Annotated in this window: 30 protein-coding genes; 26 read left to right on the top strand and 4 right to left on the bottom strand. The window is 65.3% G+C overall.

The window, feature by feature from the left end; translation table 11 throughout:
• Positions 1–29: 29 nt before the first annotated feature.
• From G9408_RS05285 to folP, 6 genes are all read left to right on the top strand, one after another.
• Positions 30–254, top strand: a complete 225-nt coding sequence (locus G9408_RS05285) for a DUF1272 domain-containing protein (protein WP_037510600.1) — start codon at positions 30–32, stop codon at positions 252–254.
• Entirely contained in the window at positions 251–1,405 is a 1,155-nt protein-coding gene (thiD, locus tag G9408_RS05280; RefSeq protein ID WP_168452984.1) for a bifunctional hydroxymethylpyrimidine kinase/phosphomethylpyrimidine kinase, read from the top strand. Before G9408_RS05285 ends, thiD begins: the two co-directional genes overlap by 4 nt.
• 37 nt (positions 1,406–1,442) lie before the next feature.
• Positions 1,443–1,997: a ribonuclease HII gene (locus G9408_RS05275; RefSeq protein ID WP_168452983.1), complete on the top strand. Its 555-nt coding sequence runs from the start codon at positions 1,443–1,445 to the stop codon at positions 1,995–1,997.
• Between the two features lie 29 nt (positions 1,998–2,026).
• The gene (locus G9408_RS05270; RefSeq protein ID WP_168452982.1) at positions 2,027–2,923 is read left to right on the top strand and encodes an oxidoreductase; all 897 of its coding nucleotides are present in this window, start codon (positions 2,027–2,029) and stop codon (positions 2,921–2,923) included.
• Positions 2,924–3,269: 346 nt separating this feature from the next.
• Entirely contained in the window at positions 3,270–4,409 is a 1,140-nt protein-coding gene (locus G9408_RS05265; protein ID WP_168452981.1) for a site-specific DNA-methyltransferase, read from the top strand.
• Between the two features lie 151 nt (positions 4,410–4,560).
• Complete coding sequence (gene folP / locus G9408_RS05260; protein WP_168452980.1) at positions 4,561–5,691, top strand: dihydropteroate synthase; 1,131 nt, start codon at positions 4,561–4,563, stop codon at positions 5,689–5,691.
• On the opposite strand, the gene G9408_RS05255 is transcribed toward folP, so the two are convergent.
• A complete protein-coding gene (locus G9408_RS05255) occupies positions 5,692–6,408 on the bottom strand; it encodes an SDR family NAD(P)-dependent oxidoreductase (protein ID WP_168452979.1) in 717 nt (238 codons plus the stop codon).
• Between the two features lie 19 nt (positions 6,409–6,427).
• Entirely contained in the window at positions 6,428–7,861 is a 1,434-nt protein-coding gene (locus G9408_RS05250; RefSeq protein ID WP_168452978.1) for a sigma-54-dependent transcriptional regulator, read from the bottom strand.
• A 237-nt stretch (positions 7,862–8,098) separates the two neighbouring features.
• Here G9408_RS05250 and G9408_RS05245 point away from each other — a divergent pair, with 237 nt between their 5' ends.
• From G9408_RS05245 to G9408_RS05215, 7 genes are all read left to right on the top strand, one after another.
• Positions 8,099–8,218 carry an aa3-type cytochrome c oxidase subunit IV gene (locus G9408_RS05245; protein ID WP_120216060.1) on the top strand — a complete coding sequence of 40 codons (120 nt, stop codon included), beginning with the start codon at positions 8,099–8,101 and terminating at the stop codon, positions 8,216–8,218.
• Positions 8,219–8,228: 10 nt separating this feature from the next.
• Complete coding sequence (locus tag G9408_RS05240) at positions 8,229–9,350, top strand: NAD(P) transhydrogenase subunit alpha (RefSeq protein ID WP_168452977.1); 1,122 nt, start codon at positions 8,229–8,231, stop codon at positions 9,348–9,350.
• Positions 9,351–9,456: 106 nt separating this feature from the next.
• Complete coding sequence (locus G9408_RS05235; protein WP_168452976.1) at positions 9,457–10,125, top strand: fasciclin domain-containing protein; 669 nt, start codon at positions 9,457–9,459, stop codon at positions 10,123–10,125.
• 22 nt (positions 10,126–10,147) lie between these two features.
• Positions 10,148–10,768, top strand: coding sequence for a fasciclin domain-containing protein (locus G9408_RS05230; protein WP_168452975.1), 621 nt, complete (start codon positions 10,148–10,150; stop codon positions 10,766–10,768).
• Between the two features lie 338 nt (positions 10,769–11,106).
• Positions 11,107–11,388, top strand: coding sequence for a proton-translocating transhydrogenase family protein (locus tag G9408_RS05225; RefSeq protein WP_088441687.1), 282 nt, complete (start codon positions 11,107–11,109; stop codon positions 11,386–11,388).
• A gap of 1 nt (position 11,389) precedes the next feature.
• Positions 11,390–12,889, top strand: coding sequence for an NAD(P)(+) transhydrogenase (Re/Si-specific) subunit beta (locus G9408_RS05220; RefSeq protein ID WP_168452974.1), 1,500 nt, complete (start codon positions 11,390–11,392; stop codon positions 12,887–12,889).
• Between the two features lie 109 nt (positions 12,890–12,998).
• Positions 12,999–13,697 (top strand): aspartate/glutamate racemase family protein, encoded by a 699-nt coding sequence (locus G9408_RS05215; protein WP_168452973.1) that lies wholly within the window; start codon positions 12,999–13,001, stop codon positions 13,695–13,697.
• 149 nt (positions 13,698–13,846) lie between these two features.
• Here G9408_RS05215 and G9408_RS05210 read toward each other — a convergent pair whose 3' ends face one another.
• Positions 13,847–14,209 (bottom strand): DUF2147 domain-containing protein, encoded by a 363-nt coding sequence (locus G9408_RS05210; RefSeq protein ID WP_168452972.1) that lies wholly within the window; start codon positions 14,207–14,209, stop codon positions 13,847–13,849.
• A gap of 151 nt (positions 14,210–14,360) precedes the next feature.
• On the opposite strand from G9408_RS05210, the gene G9408_RS05205 reads away from it, so the two are divergent.
• The 8 genes from G9408_RS05205 to G9408_RS05170 all read left to right on the top strand — a co-directional run bounded on the left by G9408_RS05205 (position 14,361) and on the right by G9408_RS05170 (position 22,075).
• On the top strand, positions 14,361–15,572 hold the full coding sequence (locus G9408_RS05205; RefSeq protein ID WP_168452971.1) for a parallel beta-helix domain-containing protein: 1,212 nt from the start codon (positions 14,361–14,363) through the stop codon (positions 15,570–15,572).
• Positions 15,569–16,600, top strand: coding sequence for an SO2930 family diheme c-type cytochrome (locus G9408_RS05200; protein WP_168452970.1), 1,032 nt, complete (start codon positions 15,569–15,571; stop codon positions 16,598–16,600). The genes G9408_RS05205 and G9408_RS05200 overlap by 4 nt, the downstream gene beginning before the upstream one ends.
• 143 nt (positions 16,601–16,743) lie before the next feature.
• Positions 16,744–17,376, top strand: coding sequence for a maleylacetoacetate isomerase (gene maiA / locus G9408_RS05195; RefSeq protein ID WP_168452969.1), 633 nt, complete (start codon positions 16,744–16,746; stop codon positions 17,374–17,376).
• The gene (locus tag G9408_RS05190) at positions 17,373–19,442 is read left to right on the top strand and encodes a TonB-dependent receptor (protein WP_168452968.1); all 2,070 of its coding nucleotides are present in this window, start codon (positions 17,373–17,375) and stop codon (positions 19,440–19,442) included. Before maiA ends, G9408_RS05190 begins: the two co-directional genes overlap by 4 nt.
• Before the next feature lie 36 nt (positions 19,443–19,478).
• Positions 19,479–19,925: a MarR family winged helix-turn-helix transcriptional regulator gene (locus tag G9408_RS05185; protein WP_120216071.1), complete on the top strand. Its 447-nt coding sequence runs from the start codon at positions 19,479–19,481 to the stop codon at positions 19,923–19,925.
• On the top strand, positions 19,918–20,199 hold the full coding sequence (locus tag G9408_RS05180) for an HPr-rel-A system PqqD family peptide chaperone (protein ID WP_168452967.1): 282 nt from the start codon (positions 19,918–19,920) through the stop codon (positions 20,197–20,199). Before G9408_RS05185 ends, G9408_RS05180 begins: the two co-directional genes overlap by 8 nt.
• Positions 20,196–21,062, top strand: coding sequence for an HprK-related kinase A (locus tag G9408_RS05175; protein ID WP_168452966.1), 867 nt, complete (start codon positions 20,196–20,198; stop codon positions 21,060–21,062). The genes G9408_RS05180 and G9408_RS05175 overlap by 4 nt, the downstream gene beginning before the upstream one ends.
• Complete coding sequence (locus G9408_RS05170) at positions 21,041–22,075, top strand: nucleotidyltransferase domain-containing protein (protein WP_168452965.1); 1,035 nt, start codon at positions 21,041–21,043, stop codon at positions 22,073–22,075. The genes G9408_RS05175 and G9408_RS05170 overlap by 22 nt, the downstream gene beginning before the upstream one ends.
• 77 nt (positions 22,076–22,152) lie before the next feature.
• Here the strand turns inward: G9408_RS05170 and G9408_RS05165 are convergent, their stop codons facing one another.
• Complete coding sequence (locus G9408_RS05165; RefSeq protein ID WP_168452964.1) at positions 22,153–22,869, bottom strand: HAD hydrolase-like protein; 717 nt, start codon at positions 22,867–22,869, stop codon at positions 22,153–22,155.
• Positions 22,870–22,928: 59 nt separating this feature from the next.
• On the opposite strand from G9408_RS05165, the gene glmU reads away from it, so the two are divergent.
• Genes glmU through G9408_RS05140 form a run of 5 tightly spaced genes read left to right on the top strand, consistent with a single transcriptional unit; the run spans position 22,929 to position 25,928 of the window.
• Complete coding sequence (gene glmU / locus G9408_RS05160) at positions 22,929–24,284, top strand: bifunctional UDP-N-acetylglucosamine diphosphorylase/glucosamine-1-phosphate N-acetyltransferase GlmU (protein ID WP_235957473.1); 1,356 nt, start codon at positions 22,929–22,931, stop codon at positions 24,282–24,284.
• Positions 24,285–24,288: 4 nt separating this feature from the next.
• The gene (locus G9408_RS05155) at positions 24,289–24,831 is read left to right on the top strand and encodes a GNAT family N-acetyltransferase (protein ID WP_168452962.1); all 543 of its coding nucleotides are present in this window, start codon (positions 24,289–24,291) and stop codon (positions 24,829–24,831) included.
• Positions 24,828–25,142: a hypothetical protein gene (locus G9408_RS05150; protein WP_168452961.1), complete on the top strand. Its 315-nt coding sequence runs from the start codon at positions 24,828–24,830 to the stop codon at positions 25,140–25,142. Before G9408_RS05155 ends, G9408_RS05150 begins: the two co-directional genes overlap by 4 nt.
• A gap of 31 nt (positions 25,143–25,173) precedes the next feature.
• Positions 25,174–25,551, top strand: a complete 378-nt coding sequence (locus G9408_RS05145) for a ribbon-helix-helix protein, CopG family (RefSeq protein ID WP_168452960.1) — start codon at positions 25,174–25,176, stop codon at positions 25,549–25,551.
• Positions 25,548–25,928 (top strand): PIN domain-containing protein, encoded by a 381-nt coding sequence (locus tag G9408_RS05140; RefSeq protein ID WP_168452959.1) that lies wholly within the window; start codon positions 25,548–25,550, stop codon positions 25,926–25,928. Before G9408_RS05145 ends, G9408_RS05140 begins: the two co-directional genes overlap by 4 nt.
• Positions 25,929–25,946: the final 18 nt, after the last annotated feature.

Here is a 25,946-nt window from a genome sequence, read left to right as displayed (position 1 = left end):
TTGATTTTTAGAACTGAAAGAGACTGATCATGCTTGAAATGCGACCCGATTGCGAAAAATGCGGCCGCGATTTGCCCGCCAATCTCCACGGCGCCTTCATCTGCTCGTTCGAGTGCACCTTTTGCGCGAATTGCGCCGACAAGCTCGATGAAATCTGCCCCAACTGCGGCGGTGACCTGCTCGACCGCCCGCTGCGCGAAGGCGCGGCGCTGGCCAAATTCCCCGCTTCGACGGAGCGAAAGCATAAGGGGTGACCGCCCGCGTCCTGATTATCGCCGGATCGGATAGCGGTGGCGGCGCGGGGATCCAGGCCGACATCAAGGCGGTGTCGATGCTCGGCGGTCACGCGATGACCGCGATCACCGCGATCACCGCGCAGAATACGCTGGGGGTGCAGGGCGTCCACCCGGTTCCCACCGACATGGTTCTGGCGCAGATCGATAGCGTCGCGTCGGACATCGGTGTCGACGCGGTCAAGATCGGGATGATCGGCAGCGCGGAAACCGCCGCAGCGGTGGCGGAGCGCCTGTCGCGGCCCGACCTTGCGCAAGCCGCGCTGGTGTTCGACCCGGTGATGGTCGCGACAAGCGGGTCGGTGCTGGCCGACGAAGCGACGATCGCGGCGTTCAAGGCGCTGCTCGACCGCGCGATGGTCGCGACGCCGAATCTGCCCGAGTTGGATGCGCTCGGCGGGGAGGATGCGGTGCTCGCGCACGGCTGCTCGCTGCTCGTGAAGGGCGGCCATGCGGACGGCGAAACGATCGTCGACCGCTTGCTCGAAACGGGCGAGGGCGAGGTCGCGCGCTGGGAAGCGCCGCGGATCGATACGCCGCACAGCCACGGCACGGGATGCACGCTCGCGAGTGCGATCGCGACCGGGCTGGCGCAGGGCATGCCGCTCGAACCCGCGATCGCGCGCGCGCGCGATTTCGTGCGCCTGTCGCTGATGGGCGCGCCGGGGCTGGGGCAGGGGCATGGCCCGATGGGACAGCAATATGTCCGCAACGACGGTCTGTTCACCGGTCCGGCGCTCAACCAGATCACCTTGCCTGCGCGCGATTATGCGGTGTCGGTGGCTTTCTACAAGCAGCTGGGCCTGAAGCAGATCGTCGATAGCCCGGGCAATGGCTATGCGCGCTTCGAGGCCGCGAACGGCGTGACGCTGTCGATCCATGTTGACGACAGCGTCGGCGATGGCGCGGCGGTCGGCGCGACGACCTATCTCGAAAGCGGGGCGCTCGACGCCTGGGTCGCTTATCTCGCGCGCCGCGGGGTGCGGTTCGACCAGATGCCCAAGGATGAAGAATGGGGCTGGCGCGAGGCGCGGCTCACCGACCCCGCGGGTAACCGGCTGTGCCTGTATCAGGCAGGGGAGTATCGAAGGTGTCCGCCGTGGCGGGTGTAGCTATTCCTGCTCCCCTCCCTCTTAGGGAGGGGAACCAATGATCGTCGGCGTCGATGAGGCCGGGCGCGGGCCGCTTGCGGGACCGGTGGTCGCCGCGGCGGTGTTGCTGTGCGACGGCGGCATCGAGGGTCTGGACGACAGCAAGAAACTCTCCGCAAAACGCCGCGCCAAACTGGAAGACCAGATCAAGGCGCGCTGCCGCTGGGCGATCGGCGAGGCGAGCGTCGAGGAGATCGACCGGATCAACATCCTGCAGGCGACTTTCCTCGCGATGACGCGCGCGGTCGAGGCGCTGGGGTTCGAGCCCGCAGAAGTACTGGTGGACGGCAACCGCCTGCCGCGCTGGCGCTACACGGCGCGCGCGGTCGTCGGCGGCGACGCGCTGCATCCGTGCATTTCGGCGGCGAGCATTTTGGCGAAGGAGCATCGCGACCGCTTCATGGTTGCGGCCGCGCGCGATTTCCCGGCTTTTGGTTGGGAGAGCAACATGGGTTATGGTACGGCTCAGCATCTCGCGGCGCTGCGCCAGCATGGCCCGACGCCGCACCATCGGACCAGCTTTGCCCCGGTCGCACAAATGCAACTGGTCTGACCGCCCGAAGCCTAAGAGGGGAACAGGCGATGAGCAGAGGATTTTCGGCCGACGATGTCGGCATGCAAACGGGACGCCGCGTCCTTGTCACCGGTGCCAATGCCGGAATCGGGTTCGAGGTCACGAAAGTTCTCGCCGCCCGCGGCGCGCATGTCGTGCTTGCCTGCCGCGATGAAGACAAGGCCGAGGTGGCGATGAACCGCATCTGGGCCGACGTCCCGCAAGCCGAGCTGTCGTTCCAGCCGCTCGATCTTGCCGACATCGATCAGGTCAGGGAGTCGGCCCAGGCGGTGCTGGCGGGGCCGCGCATCGATGTGCTGGTGAACAATGCCGGGGTGATGATCCCGCCGCGGACGCTGACGAAGCAGGGCTATGAGCTGCAATTCGGGGTCAACCACCTTGGCACCTTTGCCTTCACCGGGCTGGTCCACCGCCATGTCGACGACCGGATCGTTATCACCGGCAGCATCGCGCACAAGAGCGGCACGATGGATTACAGCGACCTGTCGGCGTCGCGCAGCTATCATAATTGGGCCCGCTACCAGATGAGCAAGCTCGCAAACCTGCTCCATATGTTCGAACTCGACCGCCGGCTGAGCGCGGCGGGCCGCGCGACGCAGGCGATCGGATGCCACCCCGGGGTCGCACTGACCGAACTGACGCGGCACCTGCCGCTGCCGCTGCGCACACTGACCCCGCTCGCCGGCCCCTTTTTCAACAGCGCCGCACAGGGGGCTTGGCCCACATTGCAGGCAGCGACGGGCGCGCATGTGCAGGGTGGCGACTATCTGGGGCCGCAGGGGCTGGGCGAGGTGTCGGGACGATCGGGCCCGGCGCGCGCGACGCGCGACGCGCGCGACCCGAAGCTGGCGCGCGAATTGTGGCAGCGGTCGATCGAGCTGACCGGGGTCGATCCGGGGATATGATAATCCTCCCTGCCGCGAAGCGGTGGGGAGGGGGACCGTTCGCGAAGCGAATGGTGGAGGGGCCAACGACGCGTCGCCATCGCCCCTCCGTCAGCCCTGCGGGCTGCCACCTCCCCATGGCTGCGCCACAGGGAGGATTGAAATTATTTTTGCGGGTGAGTCTTGATCGCCACACCACCACCCGTTGAGTCCCCGAGTCACGGCCGACTCCATATGCTGTGTCAGACTCGTTTCGTTCTCATCCCGTTAACCACTTGGTCACGCGGAATCCCTAGGATTCTGCGCTTGACGGCGGACTCCGCCGGACTCATCAGGGGCTTCTTTCGGATCTTCGCGGGGGCAGAACATGGGTGTGATGGAACGGGTGAAGACCCCGGCGGTAAAGCAGCGGGCCGCGAAGATTGCGCCCGCCCAGCTGCCGCTCGACAGCATCCTGCAGGGCGATTGCATCGAAATGATGCGCTCGCTGCCCGCGGCGTCGATCGACATGATCTTTGCCGATCCGCCGTACAATCTTCAGCTTGGTGGTGACCTGCATCGCCCCGACGGCAGTCAGGTCGACGCGGTCAACGACGAATGGGACAAGTTCGACAGCCTCGCGACCTATGATCGCTTTACCCACGCCTGGCTCAAGGAAGCGAAGCGCATCCTGAAACCCAACGGCAGCATCTGGGTGATCGGCAGCTACCACAATATTTTCCGCGTTGGCGCGGCGCTGCAGGATCGCGGTTACTGGATCCTCAACGATGTCGTGTGGCGCAAGGCGAACCCGATGCCCAACTTCAAGGGCACGCGCTTCACCAACGCGCACGAAACATTGATCTGGGCGTCGATGGGCGAGAAGGCGAAATATACCTTCAACTACCGTGCGATGAAGACGCTGAACGACGAATTGCAGATGCGCAGCGACTGGCTCATACCGATCTGTGCGGGGCAGGAGCGGCTGAAAAAGGGCGGCCACAAGGTCCATCCCACGCAGAAACCCGAAGCCTTGCTGTATCGCGTGCTTCTCGCCTGTTCGAACCCCGGTGACGTGATCCTCGATCCGTTTTTCGGGACCGGGACTACCGGGGCGGTCGCCAAGCGGCTTGGCCGTCATTTCATCGGCATCGAGCGCGAGGATGACTATATCGCCGCGGCGAAAGAACGCATCGAAATGGCGCTGCCGCTCGACGAAAGCGCGGTTAAGACGATGATGGCGCCGCAAGCCGCGACGCGCGTCGCGTTCGGCACGCTCGTCGAATGCGGCATGATCGCGGCGGGTACGCTGCTCACCGATACGAAGCGCCGCTGGAAGGCGAAGGTGCGCGTCGACGGCAGCCTCGACTGCGAAGGCCAACCCGCCGGATCGATCCACAAGGTCGGCGCAGGCGTGCAGGGCGCGCCGAGCTGCAACGGCTGGACCTTCTGGCACGTCGACAATGGCAAGGAATTGCGCGTCATCGACGCGGTGCGGCAGGATTGGTTGCTGGCGAACGAGGCGTAGAGAAATCAATAGACTTTGATAAAAGCGCTGCGCTCCCGCGAAGGCGGGAGCCCATCACCTGCCGGTGCCATCTTGAACCGACCGGAGATGGGTCCCCGCCTTCGCGGGGACACGCGGCTTTAACTCAGCACAGACGGTTAAGGGGATGGGGATGTTTGCGCCACTGACGAAACCCGACCTTGGCGCTTCGTCCGCCACCGCGCAAATCTATTGCCGCCCAACCTGTTTCATCGACCGGCCGCACGAGCTCGACGACAATTGTCTGCGGATCGCCGATTCTATGGTCTGGTTCGCCGCGTGGAACATCAGCCTGCGTGATGGGGCCAGCGTCAAATCGGGGATCGTGACCGTGGCCGAATGGGCCGACTGGATCGCGGCGATGCCGGATGCCTTGGCGCAGGCGGCGACGGCGCAGCACGCCGGGGTGCTGCGACCGCGCGGCGCGCTGCACCTGGGCGAACGCACGGTGCGACTGAACGAGCCGCAGCTGATGGGTATCCTCAACGTCACCCCCGACAGTTTTTCGGACGGCGGCAAGCATGTCGATGTCGAAGCCGCGGCCGGCGCGGGCTTTGCGATGGCCACCGCGGGCGCCGCGATGATCGACGTCGGCGGTGAATCGACGCGCCCCGGCGCCCCGCTGATCTGGGACGGCGACGAGATCCAGCGCGTCGAGGGCGTCGTCGCGGCGCTGGCGAAGGGCGGTGTCGCGGTGTCGATCGACACGCGCAAGGCCGCGGTGATGGAGGCGGCGCTGGCTGCCGGGGCGCGGATCGTCAATGATGTGTCGGCGCTGCGTTATGACGACCGCGCGATGGAGGTTGTGCTGGCCGCGGGCTGTCCGGTCGTGCTGATGCATGCACCATCGGCGAAAAGCGATCTGCATGCGGGCGGCGATTATGGGCACGTCCTGTTCGACGTTTACGACATGCTTGCCGAGCGAGTTGCGGCGTGCGTGGCCGCCGGGGTCGACCCGGCGAAGATCATCGTCGATCCGGGGCTGGGCTTCGGCAAAGGTGTTGCGGACAATCTGGCGCTGATCAACGGCCTCGCGCTGTTCCACACGCTTGGCTGTCCGATCCTGTTCGGCGCGAGCCGCAAGCGGATGATCGGTGCGCTCGATAATGAGGCGCCCGCTGACCAGCGGCTTGGCGGCACCGTCGCGCTGCATTATCAGGCGGCGGCGCAGGGCGCGCAGTTGCTGCGCGTCCACGATATTGCAGAGAACCGGCAGGCGCTGCGCGTGTGGCGCGGGCTGCGCGATGCGGCGCTGACCGGCTGATTATAGAGAATAGCCACCATCGGCGGCAAGGACCGCGCCCGTGATCGTCGCCGCGTCGTCGGACAGCAGGAAGGCGATCTGACGCGCGGTTTCCTCGGTGGTCGCCCAACGCCCCAGCGGCGTGGCCATTTGCGCCAGCGCGGCGGTCGCGGCGGCGCGGCTGCCGAGATCGGTTACCATCTGGCCGAAGAAATCCATGCCATCCCAGATCGGCGTGTCGACCCCGCCCGGCGCGATCGCGTTGACGCGGATGCGGTGCGGCGCGCCTTCCTTTGCCGCGACGCGTGCGAGGTGGATCGCGCCGGCCTTCGACGCGGCATAGGCCGCCGTGCCGGGTTCGGCCTTCAGGCCGGCGATCGACGCGGTCACGACGATCGCACCGCCGCGGCCATGGCCGATCATCGCGCGCATTGCCGCCTGCACGCTGAGCATCGCGCCGTCGAGGTTGACCGACAGGGTGCGGCGCCAGTCGGCAAAGTCGAGTTCGGCGATCGGTGCGGCGGAGGAGACCCCGGCGTTCACGACTGCCAAATCGATACCGGCGAGCTGGCCCGCGAGCCCGGCCCATAGCGTCGGATCGGTGACGTCTTGCCCTTGTGACAAATCGACCCCGATGACTTCGGCCCCCTCGGCGGCGAGCAGCGCGGCGGTCGCGGCGCCGATGCCGGAGGCATGGCCGGTGACGAGGGCGGTTCGATCGGAAAAGCGGAGCGACATGCCGCCGCGGATAACGGGTTCAGGCGGCGGTGTCGATGCCGAGGTCGCTGAGTTTGCGGTACAGTGTTGAGCGGCCAATCCCCAGTCGCCGCGCGACTTCGCTCATCCGGCCGCGGTAGTGACCGATGGCCAGACGGATGACATCGGCCTCGATTTCCTCGAGCGGGCGGAGGTTGCCGTCGGGCAAATAGAGGGTGACCCCGATCGCTTCGCCATTGATCGCAATCTCGCCTTCGCCGGTCGGGCTGCCGCCGCCCAGCGTCGCCTCGATGGCGCGGAAATCCGCGCTGGTCAGCACGTCGGTCTTGCTGCCGACGGCGGCGCGGAACAGCACGTCCTGCAACTGGCGCACATTGCCCGGCCAGGCATAGGCGGCGAGCAGGCGCAGCGCGTCGTCGGTCACCCCGATCGGCCCCATGCCCGGCAACCCGCCGATGCGGGCGAGCAGATGGCGCGCGAGCGGGCCGACGTCGCCGCGGCGTTCGGACAGCGACGGCAGGGTGAACTGCGCGCTCGACAGCGCGTAATACAGGTCTTCGCGGAAATGCCCCGCCTCGATCAGCTTTTCCAGCGGGCTGGTGCTGGTCGCGATGATGCGGACATCGACGCTCTGGCGGATCGTGCCGCCGATCATCTGCACCTCGCCGCTGGTCAGAAACTCGACGAGCTTGGCCTGCGTTTCGAGCGGGATACATTCGACATGATCGATGATGAGGCTGCCGCCGTCGGCCTGGACGAGCCGCCCGACCTGACGATCGAAGGCGCCGGCAAAGGCGCCGCGTTCATGCCCGAACAGCCCCGATCCGATCAGCCCCGGCGAGACCGCCGAACAATCGACCATCACCAGCGCACCGCGGGCGCGCGGGGACGCATTGTGGATCGCGCGGGCAAAGACTTCCTTGCCGGTGCCCGGGCGGCCGTTGATCATCACCGGGACGCGGGCGCGCGCGGCTTTCGCGGCGATGGCGAGCGCGCTGCGGAAGTTCGGGCTCGACCCGATGATCTCGTCAAAAGCGAGCGGCGCCCGCAGCTTTTCGGTCAGCGGGCGCAGCTCGCCCTGCGGACCGCTGGTCGATACCACGCGATCGAGCGCCTCGAGCAGGCGGTCGGGCGCGATCGGCTTCTGAACAAAGTCGCTGGCCCCGGCGCGCATCGCGCCGACCGCAACCTCGACCCCGTTGCGCATGGTGATGACAATCAGGGGGAGGGCGGGGCGCCAGCGACGCAATTCGGCGACGAATTCGGCGATTTCCATGCCGGGCGCGCCCTGATCGACGAGCACTGCATCGAGCGCCATGCCTTCCTGGGTGCCAAGCTTGGCGAGCGCGGTGTCGGTGTCCGCCGCAACGACGCTGCGCCAGCCGCCGCGCGATACCAGCGCCGCCAGAAAGCGTTGCTGCGCCGGCTCGCTGTCGACGATCATCACTGTTCGCGTATCGCGCGTGGTTGCCATCGTTTTCGAATCCGCCCTTGTTCGGCGCTGTCGTGCCGATTTCTCCGCTTGAACGCTGTGATGTACGCCACACGGGTAAAGGGGCGATTAAGGCCGTTTGGCTTTTGCGGGGCGGCGCGCGGGCCAAAGCGCGCTTGAGCATCTGCGGCAGCGTGGCTAAGACCGGCGCGAAGGCCGATTCTGGGCCGGGCGCCTGGCGCCTGTGCGCGGAAACTGGCGACTGAAGGGGAAAGAGCCATGGCGGAACAGGAAATGAAGGCGGCAACCGAAACGTATTCAGGTTTCCTCAGCCTGCTGAAAGTCGGATCGATCATCACCGCGATCGTGACCGTTTTTGTCGTCCTGATCATTTCCTGATCGGGTTGGCATGCGCATCGCCGTCCTGAAGGAGCTCGCCCCGGGCGAGACCCGCGTCGCCGCGACCCCCGAAACCGTGAAGAAATTCATTGGCTTGGGTGCCGAAGTTGCCGTTGAATCGGGGGCGGGTGAGGCCGCATCGGTGGCCGACGCCGACTATAGCGCCGCGGGCGCCAGCGTCGCCAGCCGCGCCGACGTGCTCAAGGGCGCCAACGTCATTCTGGCGATCCAGGGGCCGGATCCCAAGGGACTGAGCGGTTTTGCCGACGGTGCCTGGCTTGCCGCCGGTTTGAACCCGTTCGGCGAGCGCGCGCGCGTTGACGAGTATGCGAAGCTCGGTCTCGAAGCGCTGGCGATGGAATTCATGCCGCGCATCACGCGCGCGCAGTCGATGGACATATTGTCGAGCCAGGCCAATCTTGCCGGTTACAAGGCGGTGCTGATGGCAGCGAACGCCTATGGCCGCGCCTTTCCGATGATGATGACCGCCGCGGGCACGGTGAGCGCTGCCAAGGCGTTCGTGATGGGCGTCGGCGTCGCGGGCCTGCAGGCGATCGCCACCGCCCGCCGTCTGGGTGCGCAGGTCAGCGCCACCGACGTGCGCGCCGCGACCAAGGAACAGATCCTCAGCCTCGGCGCCAAGCCGATCTTCGTCGAAAGCGTCGCGGGGATCGAGGGCGAGGGCGCAGGCGGCTATGCCACCGAAATGTCGGACGAATATAAGGCGGCACAAGCGGAATTGGTGTCGTCGCATATCGCCAAGCAGGATATCGTCATCACCACCGCGCTGATCCCGGGGCGCCCCGCGCCGCGGCTGATTTCGGACGCGCAACTCGCGACGATGCGCACTGGCAGCGTGATCGTGGACATGGCGGCCGAAAGCGGCGGCAATGTCGAAGGATCGGTGCCGGGCGAAGCCAAGCGCATCCACGGCGTCACCGTGATCGGCGCGAGCAATATCGCCGCATTGATGCCCGCCGACACCAGCGCGCTGTTCAGCCGCAACCTGTTCAACTTCCTGTCGGCCTTTTGGGACAAGGAAGCGGGCAAGCCCGTGCTCGACGAAGAGATCGGCAACGCGATCCGCCTGACGCAGGGCGGCAAGGTCGTGAACGAGCGGCTTTTGGCGTAGCACTAGGGCAAGAAAAGCCCGATTTCGGCCTTTTCCTGCAACTTTCGGCGGTTAGGATGCGTTCAGGGTGTGAAACCCTGTCCTTTCAACAACCGGAGATTGATCGATGTTGCGTGCGAAGTTTTTTGCCGTCCCTCTGTTTGCGCTGACTGCGGCGGCAATGGTCGCCCCGGCGCACGCCCGCGCCGCCGACGAGGCTGCAGAGGCGACGACTGCCGAGGCCGAAGCCGCGGCGGGCGCGATGGTCGATAGCTGGAACATCGTCCAGAACGCAACGAAGTCGCCCGAACATACGACGCTGGTCAAGGCGCTGACCGCCGCCGGTTTGACCGACACGCTGTCGGGCACCGGCCCGTTCACGGTGTTTGCGCCGACCGATCAGGCCTTCGCCGCGGTGCCGCAGTCGATGACCGCTTATCTGATGGATCCGGGCAACAAGGCGGCGCTGGCCCAAGTGCTGACCTATCATGTCGTGCTGGGCGCGATCAGCTCGACCGATCTTTATGCCAAGATCAAGGCGGGTGGCGGCAAAGCAACGCTGACCACGGTCGAAGGCCAGCCGCTGACCTTCACCGAGGTTTCGGGCAACATCAAGGTCGACGGCACCCAGGGCAGCAGCGGCTATGTGACGCAGGCCGACGTGGCGCAGTCGAACGGGATGATCCACATCCTGAACGGCGTGCTGATCCCTGAAATCAAGCCCGCCGCCGCAGCCGAACCCGCGGCCGCGCCAGCCGAAACGGCCCCCGCCGCGGAAGCTGCTCCGGCGAGCTGATGCTGAACCCAGAGGAGAGTTTATGAAACGCACGACTTTGTTGGCGGCGGTAGCCGCCGTCGGACTTGGCCTTGCCGGTTGCGGCGGCAAGAGTGAAACACCGACCGAAACGACCACCGTCGATGCCGGTGAAACGACCCCGGTCGAGACCGCGGGCGCCAACCCGACCGTCGGCGGCGCTGAGATGCTGCCGACCAAAAACATCGTCGAAAATGCATCGGCATCGCCTATTCACAAGACGCTGGTGGCCGCGGTAACGCAGGCTGGTTTGGTCGAGACCCTGTCTGGCGCAGGTCCGTTCACCGTCTTTGCGCCAACCGATGCCGCCTTCTCGCAAGTCGCTCCGGTGACGCGGGACGGCTGGATGCGGCCGGCGCAGAAGGAAGTACTGGCGGGCGTGCTGAAATATCATGTCGTGCCGGGCAAGCTGACCGCGGCCGATCTGGCGGCGCAAATTACCGCCGGTGGCGGAAAGGCGGTCCTTAAGACCGCTGACGGTCAGGATCTGGCGGCGACCAAATCGGGCGACGCGATCATCCTGACCAGCGCCAGCGGCAACAAGGCAGCGGTTACGCAGGCCGATGTCGGCCAGTCGAACGGCGTGATCCATGTGATCGATGCCGTCCTCGTGCCCAAGATGTAATCAAAGGCGATCCTCCCCCTTCATGGGGGAGGCAGCGCGACTTGGCGGCTTGCCGCCTAGTCGCAGCGGAGGGGGTGTGCTCTCGGCCTCGGATGATGGTCGAAGGACGCACCCTCACTCCCATCCAACTCCGCCTAATCGCTTCGCGATAAGGCTCCATATCCTTCCCCCATCAAGGGGGAAGATATTTTGGCGCCCGCGACATTTAATTTCGCAATTGGCCCGCATTTCTCATCTTTGAGAGATGCGGCCCTTTCTTTTTGGCCGCTTTGGAGTCGACACGCTCCGCGGGGCGCGGCAAGAGGTGCGCGAAACGGAATCAGCAGGGGAGCGAGCCCGTGGATTTTATCGCGATTTTTTCGATTTTCATCCTGGCGTGCTTCGTCGGCTATTTCGTCGTGTGGTCGGTGACCCCGGCGCTGCACACGCCGCTGATGAGCGTGACCAATGCGATTTCGTCGGTGATCATCGTCGGGGCGCTGATTGCCAGCGCTGCCGCGGGTTCGGCCTCGTCGAAATGGCTCGGGCTGGCCGCGGTCGTTATGGCGAGCATCAATATTTTCGGCGGCTTTGCCGTCACCGCGCGCATGCTGGCGATGTACAAGAAGAAGGAGCGCTGAGATGGATATCCAGTCGATCCTTGCGGCCGCGGCGGACGGCCATGGCGCGGTAAACCCCTGGGCCGCCATCGCCTATCTCGTTGCGGGCGTGCTTTTCATCCTCTCGCTGCGCGGGCTGTCGAGCCCGGCGACGGCGCAAAGCGGCAACCGCTTTGGCATGATCGGCATGACCATCGCGGTGGTCACGACGCTGCTGACGCATATGCCGATGAAATTTGGCGACGCGACCAACAGCTATACCGGGGTCGACCCGGTCGGGCTGATCGAGATCCTGGCGGCGATCGGCATCGGCGCCGTCATCGGTATCGTCATGGCACGCCGGATCGCGATGACCGCGATGCCGCAGCTGGTTGCTGCCTTCCACAGCCTCGTCGGCCTCGCCGCGGTCGCGGTGGCAGCCGCGGCCTATCTCAATCCGCAAGCCTTCGGGATCGCCGACGCGGCGGGTCAGATCTTCACCGTCAGCCGCATCGAAATGGGTCTGGGTATCGCGATCGGCGCGATCACCTTTTCGGGATCGGTCATCGCCTTCCTTAAGCTCAACGGCAATATGTCGGGTTCGCCGATCATGCTGCCGGGGCGGCACATCATCAACCTCGGCACGCTGGCCGCGATCATCGGGCTCGTTGCCTATTTCACCGTTGACCAGTCGCCCTGGGTATTCTGGACCGTCACCGGGCTCAGCTTTGCGATCGGCTTCCTCTTGATCATCCCGATCGGCGGCGCCGACATGCCCGTCGTCGTGTCGATGCTCAACAGCTATTCGGGTTGGGCCGCGGCGGCGATGGGCTTCACGCTCGGCAACACCGCGATGATCATCACCGGCGCGCTGGTCGGATCGTCAGGTGCCATCCTGTCGTACATCATGTGCCGCGCGATGAACCGCAGCTTCATCAGCGTGATCGCTGGCGGTTTCGGTGCCGAGGCCGCGGCGAGCGGCGGCGGATCGAAGGAGCAGCGTCCGTGGAAACCGGGCAGCGCCGACGACGCCGCTTTCCTGATGAGCCAGGCCGACACCGTCATCATCGTCCCCGGTTACGGCATGGCGGTCGCGCAGGCGCAGCACGCGCTGCGCGAAATGGGCGACTTGCTGAAGAAAGAGGGCGTCACGGTCAAATATGCGATCCATCCGGTCGCGGGGCGCATGCCCGGCCATATGAACGTGCTGCTCGCCGAAGCGAACGTCCCCTATGACGAGGTGTTCGAGCTGGAGGACATCAATGGCGAATTTGCGCAGGCCGATGTCGCCTTCGTTATCGGCGCCAACGACGTCACCAACCCGTCGGCAAAGACCGACAAGACGTCGCCGATCTACGGGATGCCGGTGCTCGACGTCGAAAAGGCCAAGACCGTGCTGTTCGTGAAGCGATCGATGGGCGGCGTCGGTTATGCCGGGGTCGACAATGACGTCTTCTACATGGACCAGACGATGATGCTGCTCGGCGACGCCAAGAAGATGACCGACGATATCGTGAAAGCGCTGAACGGCGGGGGTCATTGAGTTATACGTCGCCCCCGCGAAGACGGGGGCCGCTGGCAACCTTATGCAAGGACGATAGCGGCCCCCGTCTTCGCGGGGGCGACGATTTTAAAGAGGACTGAATATCCAAATGCGTAAAATCGGCCTGATCGGCGGCATGAGCTGGGCATCGACCGAGCTCTATTACCGGCATCTCAACAAGGGAGTGCAAAAGCGCCTCGGTACCGCCTGTTCTGCGCCGATCCTGCTCGAAAGCCTGAATTATTGCGACCTGTCGCGGCTGACGACGCCCGAGCAATGGGCGCATGCGAAAGAGGTGCTGATCGCCTCGGCGCAGCGGCTGGAGACCGCGGGCGCGACCGCGCTGATGATCGCGGCCAATTCGATGCACAAGGTCGCCGATGAGGTCGCCGCGGCGATCTCGATCCCGCTCATCCATATCGTCGACGAAACCGGCGAGAAGATGAAGGCCGACGGGATCAAGGCCGCGGCGGTGATCGGCACGCGCAATGTGATGACCGAAGCCTGGTTCCGCCAGCGCCTTGTCCGCCACGGCCTGACGCTGGCGCCCTATGACGCGAGCCGCGCCGACGAGATCGACCGGATCATTTACGAAGAGCTGATGCAGGGCAAGGCGAACGAAGCTTCGCGGCGCACGATGAAAACCTTCATCACCGACATCGCCAAGCAGGAGATCCAGGCGATCGTGCTGGCGTGCACGGAATTGGTGATGCTGGTCGACCCCGACGCCAATGTGCTGCCGATCTACGACACGACGCGGATTCACGTCGCGGCAGGGGTGGATTGGATATTGGGGGATGAAGGCTAGTTAATTCCTCCCTGTGGCGAAGCCATGGGGAGGGGGACCGTCCCCGCGAAAGCGGGGATGGTGGAGGGGCGGCGACGTTGCGCTAAAGCCCCTCCGTCAGCGCTTCGCGCTGCCACCTCCCCATCGCTGTGCGACAGGGAGGATTTGGGTCAGCTCATCTTCGTCCACGTCACGGTGCGGCAAAACAGGCTGACGCAGCCCTTCATTGTCAGCTTGCTGCCCTTCACGCGGAGATGCGCCTTGTAATATCGCCCGTCTTCGGGGCTGTAGCCTTCGCCTTTCCAGCCATCACCGTGCGGGACCAGATCCCAATAGATTTGCAGCCCGGTAATCTGTCGTCCGCGCTTGGCCTTGTCGGGATTGCGTTCGTCAAGCTGGCCGCCCGCGGGCTGTTTGACGAGGATGCGTTCGATGCGTCCGCACATCTTGTTGCCGCAAGCCGCCATCACGACGACGCCTTTGCCATCGTCGGTTTTCCAGCGTCCCGCGATCGGCGCAGGCGCGGCGGCCATCGATGGTACGGCAATGAGCGCGACAAGCGCCAATGATAATCTGGTAAGCAAAGCGACCTCTCCCCGGTTTTTTAGCTACACGCATGTCAGCAACCCGCTTGGCATCCGTCAAGTCTTGCCGCATGTTCTCCCAAAATCAGGGGAGAGAGCGATGCGATTCAACGGCTTTCACGCGGCGGCGCTGGGCGTATTGGCGGTGCTTGGCGCCAGTCCGGCGGCCGCCAAGACGATCAGCGTCAGCGCGACAACGCCCGACGCCAATGAAAAGCTGCAAGAGGCGCTGATTCTGGCCGAGCCCGGCGATATCGTCCAGCTCGGCGCCGGGGTATGGACGCTGACCGATGGCCTGTCGCTCGACGTCGCCGGGGTCACCGTGCGCGGCGCGGGGGCGGGCGAGGGCGGATCGATCCTCGACTTTACCGGCCAGCAGGGCGCGGGCGAGGGGTTGCTCGTCACCAGCGACGATGTGCTGCTGACCAATTTTGCGGTGCTCAACACCAAGGGCGACGGAATCAAGTCGAAGGGCGCCGACCGCATCGTCTATCACCAGCTGCGCGTCGAATGGACCGCGGGGCCGAAGGAAACCAACGGCGCCTATGGCATTTACCCGGTCGAAAGCACCGACGTGCTGGTCGACAGCGTCTATGTGCGCGGGGCGTCGGACGCGGGCATCTATGTCGGCCAGTCGAAAAATATCATCGTCCGCGATTCGATCGCGACCGAGAATGTCGCGGGGATCGAGATCGAGAACAGCTATAACGCCGACGTCCACGACAATATCGCGACCAAGAACACCGGCGGCATCCTGGTGTTCGACCTGCCCAGCCTGCCGATGCAGGGCGGGCATAATGTCCGCGTGTTCGAAAATATCGTCAACGACAACAGCACGCCCAATTTTGCGCCAAAGGGCAATATCGTCGCGAGCGTGCCGACCGGCACCGGGGTGCTGGTGATGGCCAATCGCAATGTCGAAATTTTCGACAATGTGTTCGCCGACAACGGCACCGCCAATGTGATGATCGTCGGCTATCGCTACGAGCATAAGGATCCGAACTATCAGCCGCTGCCGCGCGCGATCGTCGTGCGCGGCAACCAGCATGGCAAGGCGGGCTATGCTCCGAAGTTTCCCGGCGGTGACATGATCGCGGCGGCGATGGGCGGCGCGATCCCGCCGGTGCTATGGGACGGGTCGGGCGATGCGGTCGTGCTCGACAAGGTCGGCGTGCTGTCGCTGAACCTGCCCGACGTAAAGACGCCGCAAAGCGAAGCCAAACCTGCCCCCGCCGACCTGTCGAAGGGGACGCCGCCCGCCGCGCTGCCAGCAATCACCCTGCCGGAAAGCATGGAGGCCAAGGTCAAGTGAAGCGGATATTGGCTGCGGTTGCTGCGACGCTGCTATGTGCAAGCGGCGGCGCGGCCTTTGCGCCACCCGGGGTCGACCAAGCGCTGGTCGAGAGCGATGCGATGCCGCCAAAGCTGTCGGCCTTCGGGTTGTTCCGCGGCAACGATCCAGGGCAGCCGTCGACCGGCGTCGCCTACACACTCCGCGCGCCGCTGTTCAGCGATTATACCGAGAAGCACCGCTTCATCGCGATCCCGGCGGGCAAGAAGGCCAGGGTCGGGAGCGATGGAGTCATCGACTTCCCGGTCGGCACGGTGCTCGTCAAAAGCTTCGGCTGGAACGACGTGGGCGGCGGACGTCCGGTCGAGACGCGCCTGTTGATCCACCGCGCTTCGGGCTGGGTCGCGCTGCCCTATATCTGGGACGCCGATGGCAAGGATGCGACGCTCGCGCTGGGTGGGCGGCGGGTGCCGGTGACGTTCAAATCGCCCGATGGCGAGACGCACAGCATCCGCTACGCGGTTCCCAACAAGAACCAGTGCAAGGAATGCCACAGCCTGAATGGCGAGATCGTGCCAATCGGGCCAAAGGCGCGCAATTTCATCCTCGATCCCGCCGCTTCCGACGCGGTACGCGCTCGCTATTTCGAGAATCCGGCGGCACTCAAGCCGACCATGCCGATATGGGACGACCCCAAGGCGGGCAGCGTCGCGGACCGTGCGCGCGCCTATCTCGACGTCAATTGCGCGCATTGCCACAATCCGGCGGGCAGCGCGTCGAACAGCGGGCTGTTCCTGCGCTGGACCGACGATCCGGGCGGCGTGAATTACGGCATCGGTAAGCGCCCGACCGCGGCGGGGCGCGGCAGCGGCGGGATGGATTTCGCGATCGCGCCGGGCGACCCCGCGCACAGCTTCATGATCTATCGCCTCGAAAGCATCGACCCCGGCATCGCGATGCCCGAGGTCGGACGATCGACCGTGCATAAGGAGGGCGCCGCGTTGCTGCGGCAGTGGATTGCGGAAATGCCGAGGGGCGCAAGCAACTAGCTTTCCCCCGGCCTTGAACGAAACAGTTTCCGCCCATATGCGTCATCCCGGCGCAGGCCGGGATCTCGACGATGCGTCAGGTCGCGACGATGAGATCCCGGCCTGCGCCGGGATGACGACAAGATAGGGACGCGCTGAAGCTTATGATGAAACTCGTCCTCCACGATTATTTCCGCTCCTCGGCCAGCTTTCGCGTTCGCATCGCGCTGAACCTGAAGGGGCTCGACTATGAACGCGTCGAGGTCAGCCTGATCGCGGGTGAACAGCGCAGCGACGCCTATCTTGAACAGAATGCGCAGGGCTTTGTCCCGATGCTCGCCGTCGATGGCGAGCCGATCATCCAGAGCATGGCGATCATCGACTGGCTCGACCGTGCCTATCCCGAACCACGGCTGATCCCCGACGAAGCGATGCCGCGCGCCGTAGCGCTGGCGCAGGCGCAGGTGGTGGCAAGCGACATCCATCCGCTCAACAACCTCCGCGTGCTCAAATATCTGACCAAGGACCTGGGGCTGAACGAGCAGACCAAGGACCGCTGGATCGCGACGTGGATCACGCAGGGGTTCGAGGCGCTCGAGGCGATGGCCGGCGACGCGCGCTATCTGGGGGGCGATGCGCCGGGGATCGCCGACTGCTGTCTTGTCCCGCAAATGTACAATGCGCGCCGGTTCGAAGTGCCGCTCGACGCCTTTCCGCGGCTGGTCGCGATCGATGCCGCGTGCATGGAGCTGTCGGCGTTTCAACAGGCGCATCCCGACGCGGTCAAGGCGGCGTGATCCGCCTGCTCGCGGGTGTCGCGGCGCTGGTCGTGCCGGCGTCGGTGGCGGCGCAGGATGCCGCCACCTCGCCAACAAACGACGACGTCCTCGACGAGGTTATCGTCTGTCGCGCGCGGACGACGCAGGAACGACTTGAGATTGTCGTCAACGGCGCAGGCGCGCTGCCGCTGACGTCCGCCGACGCCGTGCAGTCGACCAGTTTGATCGAAAATCTGAGCCCCGGCCTCGGCACCCGCGTCGAAAACCGCCTGCGCGACGAAGCCGGGATCGTCCAGTTCCGCCGATCGGACGGGCGGACGGCAAATCCGACCAGCCAGGGGGTGACGCTGCGTGGGCTCGGCGGTAATGCGTCGAGCCGCGCGCTGGTGACGCTCGATGGGATCCCGCAGGCCGATCCGTTCGGCGGCTGGGTCGCGTGGACCGCTTATGACGCGATCAACCTGCGCGGCGTCACGATCACGCGCGGTGGCGGCGGCGGTGCCGACGGGCCGGGGGCGCTAGCGGGCACGGTCGGGCTGCATTCCGATCTGATCCATGGTGGCACTGCCAGTCTGGCCTTTGGCAGCCGCGATAGCTGGGACGCATCGGCATCGGTCGGCGGCGAACTGGGCGGCGGTGAGGTCGCGGTCGACGGCCGCTATAGCCGCGGCGATGGCTTTATCCCGATTGCCGATGGCCAGCGCGGCAGCGTTGATCGCGCGGCGCCTTACGAGCAGGGCGGGCTAGGCGTGCGCATGCGCTTCGACGCGGGGGAGAGCGGCCGGATCGAGGCGAGCGTCCGCGGTTTTGCGGACCGGCGTGATCGCGGCACAGATTTTACGACCAGCCGGGTTGACGGCATCGATGCGAGCCTGCGCCTTGTCCATGATCCGTACCGGGCCAATCAGCTGTTCGCGCTGGCCTATGTCCAGCTGCGCGATTTCGAGAGCGGCTTTGCCAGCGTCGCGGCGAACCGTAACAGCGTGACCCCCGCGTTGTTCCAGCGCGTTCCGGCCACGGGCCTTGGCGCGCGGGTCGAATTTCGCCCGCTCATCGGCCGCGCCAACCCGCTGCGGATCGGGGCCGACTGGCGCCGCACGACGGGCCGCACCGAAGAGGACTTCTTTTTTGCCGGGACCGTTCCCGGTCGCCACCGCATGGCGGGCGGCGACAGCGACACCGTCGGGGCTTTCGCCGAATGGACGTCGGGGTACCGCGACTATGGCCTGGTCTGGACGGTCAGTAGCCGCGTCGATCGCTGGTGGCTGGGCGAGGGGTATCGGCTTGAGCGCAACATCGCCGGTCCCGTTATCACCGACCTGCGCTTCGCCGCTCGGCAGGGCTGGGAAGCCAGTGGTCGCGCCGGGGTGCAGTGGACGAAAGATGCCTTGTCGCTGCGCGGCGCGGTCTATCGCGGCTGGCGCCTGCCGACGCTGAACGAACTCTATCGCCCATTCCGCGTTGGGGCCGAGGTCACGACCGCGAACGAGATGCTGAAGCCTGAACGGCTGTGGGGCGGCGAAGTCGGCGTCGATTGGAAGCGGGACGACACCAAGCTGTCGGCGACCCTGTTCGTCAATCATCTGAGTAATGCTATCGCCAATGTGACCTTGGCGCCCAATCTGAACCAGCGGCAGAATCTCGATGCGATCGACACCAAGGGGATCGAAATTAGCGCCGAACAGCGGATCGATTTTCTGACGCTGCGCGCAAGCTATGCGTTGACCGATGCGACGGTCGATGCGGCGCGCGCCGCCTCGGCGCTCGACGGGCGCCGTCCGGCACAGATCGCCAAACACGGCGCCAGCGTTTCGCTGCGCAGTAACGCCCGCGGCCCGCTGAGCGGTTTTGCGACGCTGCGCTATATTGGCAGGCAGAATGAAGATGATCTGGGGCTGCTGGTCCTTGGCGACGCCTTGACGTTCGACGCGGGATTGTCGTGGCGGCTGGCGGATGCGATCAGCATCGAGGCGCGCGGCGAGAATCTGTTCGACGAACTGGTGCCCGCTGCGATCTCGTCGGCGGGGATCGTCGAGCGCGCGACACCACGAACCTTGTGGATCGGCGCGCGCGTGTCGTTCTGAGCTTCACAGGGCGGCGATTGTCGATAAGAACGGAGCATGGCCGCCAAGAAACTGAACCTCGACAATTTCCTGCCCTATCGCCTGTCGATCGCGTCGAATGCGCTCTCCGAACGGATCGCCGCCGAATATCAGAACCGCTTCGGGCTGAAGATTCCGGAATGGCGGTTGATGGCGGTGCTCGGCGAGGGAAAGCCCAAGACGCAGCGCGAACTGGTCGAAGCGACGCGGATGGACAAGGTGACGGTCAACCGCGCCGCAAAAGCGCTCGCCGACCGGCAGCTGATCGCGCGGCAGGCGCATGAGGTTGACGGGCGGTCGCATCATCTGGAACTCACCGCGACGGGATGGTCGCTGTACGACGCGATCGTCCCTGCGGCGCTGGCGAGCGAGGCGCAGCTGGAATCGCGGATCAGCGCTGCCGAGCGCGAAACAATGATGGCGATCCTCGCCAAGCTGACCGCCGCCGCCGAAGATTATGCCTGATCCCGCCTATCGCGCGGCGCCGCCCGGCGCGCTGCGCTTCGAACCGCTGGGCGAGGTCACCGCAATCTTTGACCGGCGGTCGGTGCAGACGCATCTGGTCGTGTCGCCGATGCCCGAAATATTGGAAGCGATGGGTGCGGGCGATTGCGATGCGGCGACGCTTGCGGCGCGCCTCGCCGCACGCTTTGACCTTGACGGCGTTGCGGACGTGGGGGCGATCCTGAACGAACGGCTGGGCGAGCTTGCCGCCATGGGGCTGGTGGAGCGCGCGTGAGGCACAGCACGCGCATCGCGGTCGGCCCCGTGCAGTTCCGGATCGGCAGCGACTGGGCGGCGCCCATTGCCGCGCTCGACCGGCTCTACGCGGGCTATCCGCAAGACGAAGCACGGCCTGCCGACGCGACCGTTCGGCTGTTCGCGGCGCGGCCGTGGCGGCGCTGGCTGCGGCCGTCGGTGCATATCGGCGGCGACTTTGTCGTCCCCGACGCGCTGCCTCTGCCGCTGTCGATGGGGCTCCTCGCCGCCGAAATGGGGATGAATTTGCAGGTCGCGCTGGGGTGGCGGCGCCACATGCTGCTCCACGCCAGCGCCGTTGCAAAGGATGGCCGCGCGCTCATCATGTCGGGCGAATCGGGGTCGGGCAAATCGACGCTCGCGGCGCTGCTGGGTGAGGGCGACTGGCGGTTGATGGGTGACGAATTCACGCTGATCGATCCGGCGAGCGGCGATGCACTGGCCTTCCCGCGCGCGGTCAGCCTCAAGAATGAAGCGATTGCGGCGGTTGCGGCGCGGGTCGATGTCGCGCGGCTCGGTCCGCTGCTGGCGGGGACGCCGAAAGGCGACATTCGCCACCTGATCCCGCGCGCCGACGCGATCGCGGCGATGCACGAACCCGCGCGGCCCGCGCTGCTCCTGTTCCCGCGCTTTGGCGGTGAAGCGAGCATCGAGCCGATGGGCGAGGGCGAGGCGTTCGTGCGGCTGACCGAGGCGTCGACCAACTATGTCGCGCTCGGCGAGGCGGGTTTTGCCGCGCTGACTCGGTTGGTGCGCGAGACGCCGGCGTTCGGCATCTCCTATCCCGACGGCGCCGCGGGGATCGCGCTGGTCGAACAATTATGGGCGGACGCGGCCCGGTGAGCTCGGCGCAGACCTTCGTCGACCTGCTTGCCGGGCGCCGTGATGCCGCCACGCTGGCGCCGCGCGACTGGGACGGGGTAATCGGCGTCGCGCGCAGCGAGACGATGTTGGCGACCCTCGCGCACCGGCTGAAAGATTCCGCGCTGCCGCCGACCGTTGCGGCCCTGTTTGCTGATCAACGCGCTGCGGCGGCAGTCGCGCGGCAACAGGCGCTGTGGGAGGCGGAGATGGCGCGCCGGGCGCTGGCCCCGCTGGGGATCGAGTTCGTGCTGCTGAAGGGCGCCGCCTATGCCGCCGCCGATATGGCCTGCGCCGCCGGACGGCAGATCGGCGACCTCGATATATTGGTTTCTGAGCCCGACATTCGCCGCGCCGAAAATGCGCTGCTCAAGGCCGGGTGGGAGTGGGTCAAGGCCGACCCCTATGACGATTTCTACTACCGCGAGCATATGCACGAGCTGCCGCCGCTGATCCACAAGGCGCGCGACCGGATGATCGACGTCCACCACACGATCCTGCCGCGCACGCACCGGATCACCCCCGATGCGCTGGCGCTGATGAGCGACGCGGTGAAGCGCCCCGATGGCTTTGCGGTGCTGAATCCCGCCGACATGGCGTGCCACTGCGCCGCGCATCTGCTCGCCGACGGCGATTTGCAGGGCGGGCTGCGCAATCTGTGGGATTTCCATCTCATGACGCGTGATTTCGCCGCCGCGGACGCGGGCTTCTGGGGCAAGCTTGACGCGCGCGCGGAACTGCACGGGCTGCGCGCCGCGGTGCGGCGGGCTGCACGGCTGGCGCGCGATTTGTACGGCAGCGTGTTGCCATCGGGCTGGGACGGGCAGGATGGGAGCGACGTCTGGTATCGCCGACGCCTGCTCGCGCGCGACGATTGGGGCCGGGTGACCCGACTGCTGCTGGAGCAAGCTTTCTACATCCGCTCGCACTGGCTGCGCATGCCGCCCGCCATGCTGGCGAAGCATCTGTGGACGAAGTGGCGGAAGAAGCCATAAGCCCCTCCCCTTTAGGGGAGGGGTTGGGGTGGGGGCCAGCGGCAATGCGCTCGGCCGCTGGACCCCACCCGCTGCGACTAACGAACAAGTTCGTAAGTCTCGCTGCCCTCCCCTGAAGGGGAGGGCCATAGTTCCCGAAGCAGCGGGACCAGTTCGTCATAATGGTCGATGACATGATCGGCGCCCAGCTCTTGCACAGGTCTATCGAGAAAGCCGAAACTGACCGCCACACTGGTCACACCGGCGCCGTTGGCTGCCATCACGTCATAAATGCTGTCACCGACAAACGCCGCGCGCCCGCCGCCGCAGCGCTCGATCATCGCAAGGATCGGGGCGGGCGAGGGTTTGGCCTTGTCCGGCCCCAGCGTATCGCCGCCAATAATCGTCGCCATCCGCTCCGCAAGCCCGAGCGCGCTGAGCAGTTTGCACGCCATATCCTCGCGCTTGTTGGTGACGACTGCCGTCTTCACACCCAGCGCATCGAACCGATCGAGCGCTGCTATCACCCCCGGGTAGGGGCGGCTGTGTACCGCGATATGTGCTTCGTAGAAGCGCAGCAATTCGCAGTAGAGCCGCTCGAAATCGCCGCCCGGAACACCGCCGGTCGCGGCAAAGCCCTGTTCCAGCATATGCTGCGCGCCCAGCCCGATCATCGGCCGCACCTCCGCCTCGGTCAGCGGTGAGCGTGCGGCAAGGCTCAGCGCATGGTTGACCGCGGCGGTCAGGTCGCCCGCGGTATCGATCAGCGTTCCGTCGAGGTCGAAGCCCACGATCGCGAAAGGAAATCCGTTCATCGGCTGCGCATGGCGCGATGCTCTGGAAACCGCAATGATTTGCTGGCATGGCAGCGCGCATGAGCAATCCGATCGCCGCTATCGTCCTTGCCGCGGGCAAGGGTACCCGCATGAAATCCGACCTGCACAAGGTGCTGCACCCGATCGGTGGGCGCCCGATGCTGCTGCATCTGATGGCCAGCGTTGACGCGCTGAGCCCCGCGAAAAAAGTGGTGGTCGTCGGCGACAAGGCCGACCAGCTCGAGGCCGCGCTCGGCGGCACCGCTGATCTGGCGGTACAGGATCCGCAGCTCGGCACCGGCCATGCGGTGCAGCAGGCCGAAACCGCGCTCGCGGGTTTCGACGGCGATGTGCTGATCCTCTACGGCGACGTGCCGTTCGTTCCCGCCGCGACGATGCAGGCGATGATCGACCGGCTCAACGCCGATGACGCACCCGCAGTCGTCGTGCTTGGTTTCGAACCGTGGGACGGGCTTCAATATGGCCGTGTGATCAGCTGGGACGATGGCACGATCACAAAGATGGTCGAATTTAAGGATGCGACGCAGGCCGAACGCGATTTTCGCGTTTGCAACAGCGGCCTGATGGCGGTGCGTGCAAAGGATTTATTCGCCCTGCTCGCAAGGGTGACCAATGAAAATGCGGCGGGAGAATATTATCTGGTCGACATCGTCAATCTGGCGATTTCGGACAAGCGACGCTGCGTGGTCATCAAGACCGATCCCTATGACGTTGCCGGAATCAACAGCCGCGGCGAGCTTGCGTCGATGGAGGCGGAATGGCAGGGGCTTCGCCGTCATGAAGCAATGGCCAACGGCGCGACACTTATCGCGCCCGAAACCGTCTGGTTCTCGTGGGATACCGAGCTTGGCCGCGACGTGACGATCGAGCCCAACGTCTTTTTCGGCCCCGGCGTAAAGGTCGCCGACAATGTCACGATCCGCGCCAACAGCCATATCGAGGGCGCGACGATCGGCGCCGGCTGCGAAGTCGGTCCCTTCGCGCGCCTGCGCCCCGGCACGGTGCTCGGCGAAAAGGCCAAGATCGGCAATTTCGTCGAAACCAAAAAGGCGGTGCTCGGCAAGGGCGCCAAGGCGAACCACCTGACTTATCTGGGCGATGTGACCGTCGGCGCGGGCGCCAATATCGGCGCCGGGACGATCACCTGCAATTACGACGGCTATTTCAAATATCAGACCGTCATCGGCGAAAATGCGTTCATCGGGTCGAACAGCGCGCTGATCGCCCCCGTCACCATCGGCCGCGACGCGATCGTCGCCGCGGGCAGCGCGGTGTCGCGCGACGTCGCTGCCGGCGACCTGCGCATGGTCCGCGCCGAGCAGCTGATCAAGCCCGGATGGGCCGACCGCTTCCACGATACGATGCGCAAGAAAAAGGCGGCGGAGAAGAAATAGCCCGATGCCCGCGCCGACGCTGACCACCGCGCGCCTTGTGCTGCGCCAACTGCGCGCGGACGATGCCGCCGCGCTGTTTCCGGTGCTGTCGGACGCAGAGGTGATGACCTGGTGGTCGAGCGGCCCGCACCAGTCGCTCGCCGAGACAGCCGACTATGTCAAAGGCAATGCGGCCGAGGATGAGGGCTATCTCTGCTGGGCGATCACCGACGCGGGCGACGACACCGCGCTCGGCTGGGTAATCCTCATCGACGGCAAGCCCGACGTCAAGGAGATCGGCTATATCCTGCGCCGCGACCAATGGGGCAGCGGCCTTGCGCGCGAAGCCGTTGCGCGGGTGATCGATTACGGGTTCGGCGACCTCAGATTGCGGCGCATCTTTGCCGATACCGATCCGGAAAACGGCGGATCGATCGCGCTGCTCGAACGGCTGGGCTTTCAATATGAGGGACGCCTGCGCGGTGAGTGGGAAACGCATATCGGCATCCGCGATTCGCTGATTTATGGCCTGCTCCGCGACGAATGGACGATGGAGAAGAACAAGTGAGCGATCGTTATACCGACAAGCCCTTCCTGCGCTTCGTCGACGCGTGGGTGCTAAAGGCGATCGGGCATCTCGACGCGGCCACCGAAACCTATTGCAAGGCGATGGTGCCGCAGCTCGAGCAAAGCTTCGGCATCACCGGCAGCTGGGAGCAGATCGTCGAGCAGCAGATGAAATTCGGCCCCGATCTGCCCGCGCAGATCCGCAAGATCTGGACAGATGGTCAGGCGCGGTTCGAAGCAGGCAACGGAATGGCGCCCGATCCGGTGCAGTTCGCCATGATTTTCGTCGATCGCAACTTCGACCGCGCTTGACATGATATCATGATATGATATCAGTATATCAATGACCCGCATTCTCGCCGACCTGCCCGATGAAGACATCCAGTGGCTCGACCAGCTTGCTGCCGAGCAGGGAAAGTCGCGCGCGTCGGTGCTTCGCGATGCCGTTACGGATTATCGGGCGCAGTCACAGGCGTCGCAGCGCAAGGAGTGGCTCGATATCGGCTTTGGTGCGTGGAAGGACCGGGCTGATATCGGCGATTCGGTCGAGTGGCAGCGGCGCGAACGCGCCGCCTCGACGCGCCCGTGGGATGATGACTACGAAGACGTCAAAGCCGAGTTTCCGGACCTGTTCGATGCGGAGGACGATCGCCAGCGGCGGATCCATCTCGACATGCTGGCAGGAAAATACCCCAAGCCCAAAAAGCCCGCTTCTCGGTGAGCGGCTTCAGCTTCGATTCAAATATCATCATCGATGCGCTCGCTGGCTTTGGTCCGGCGCGCGCAGAGATCGATCGCGCCACCGACTTCGGTTCGCGCGCGTGGATTAGCCGCGTGGTGTGGATCGAAGTGATGTCGAAGGGTGAGGGCGACGGCCTGCGTCGCGCCGAAACGCTTCTGTCCGGGTTCAGCGTGGATGAAGTCGATGCCGAAATTGGCCGACGCGCTGCTGCTTTGCGGCGCGAACGCGTTCGGCTGAAAGCGATGGATGCCATCATCCTCGCAACCGCGCTTACCCGCGGACGGGTACTGATTACCCGCAATACAAAGGATTTCCCGGCGAACATGCCGGGCATCCGTGTCCCCTACACGCTCTAAGACGAAAGCCAGACCCAC

The sequence above is a fragment of the Sphingopyxis microcysteis genome, assembly GCF_012274265.1.
Lineage (GTDB): Bacteria > Pseudomonadota > Alphaproteobacteria > Sphingomonadales > Sphingomonadaceae > Sphingopyxis > Sphingopyxis microcysteis.
Note: the sequence above shows the minus strand (reverse complement) of the source record. Positions and strands in the feature narration are given on the sequence as shown.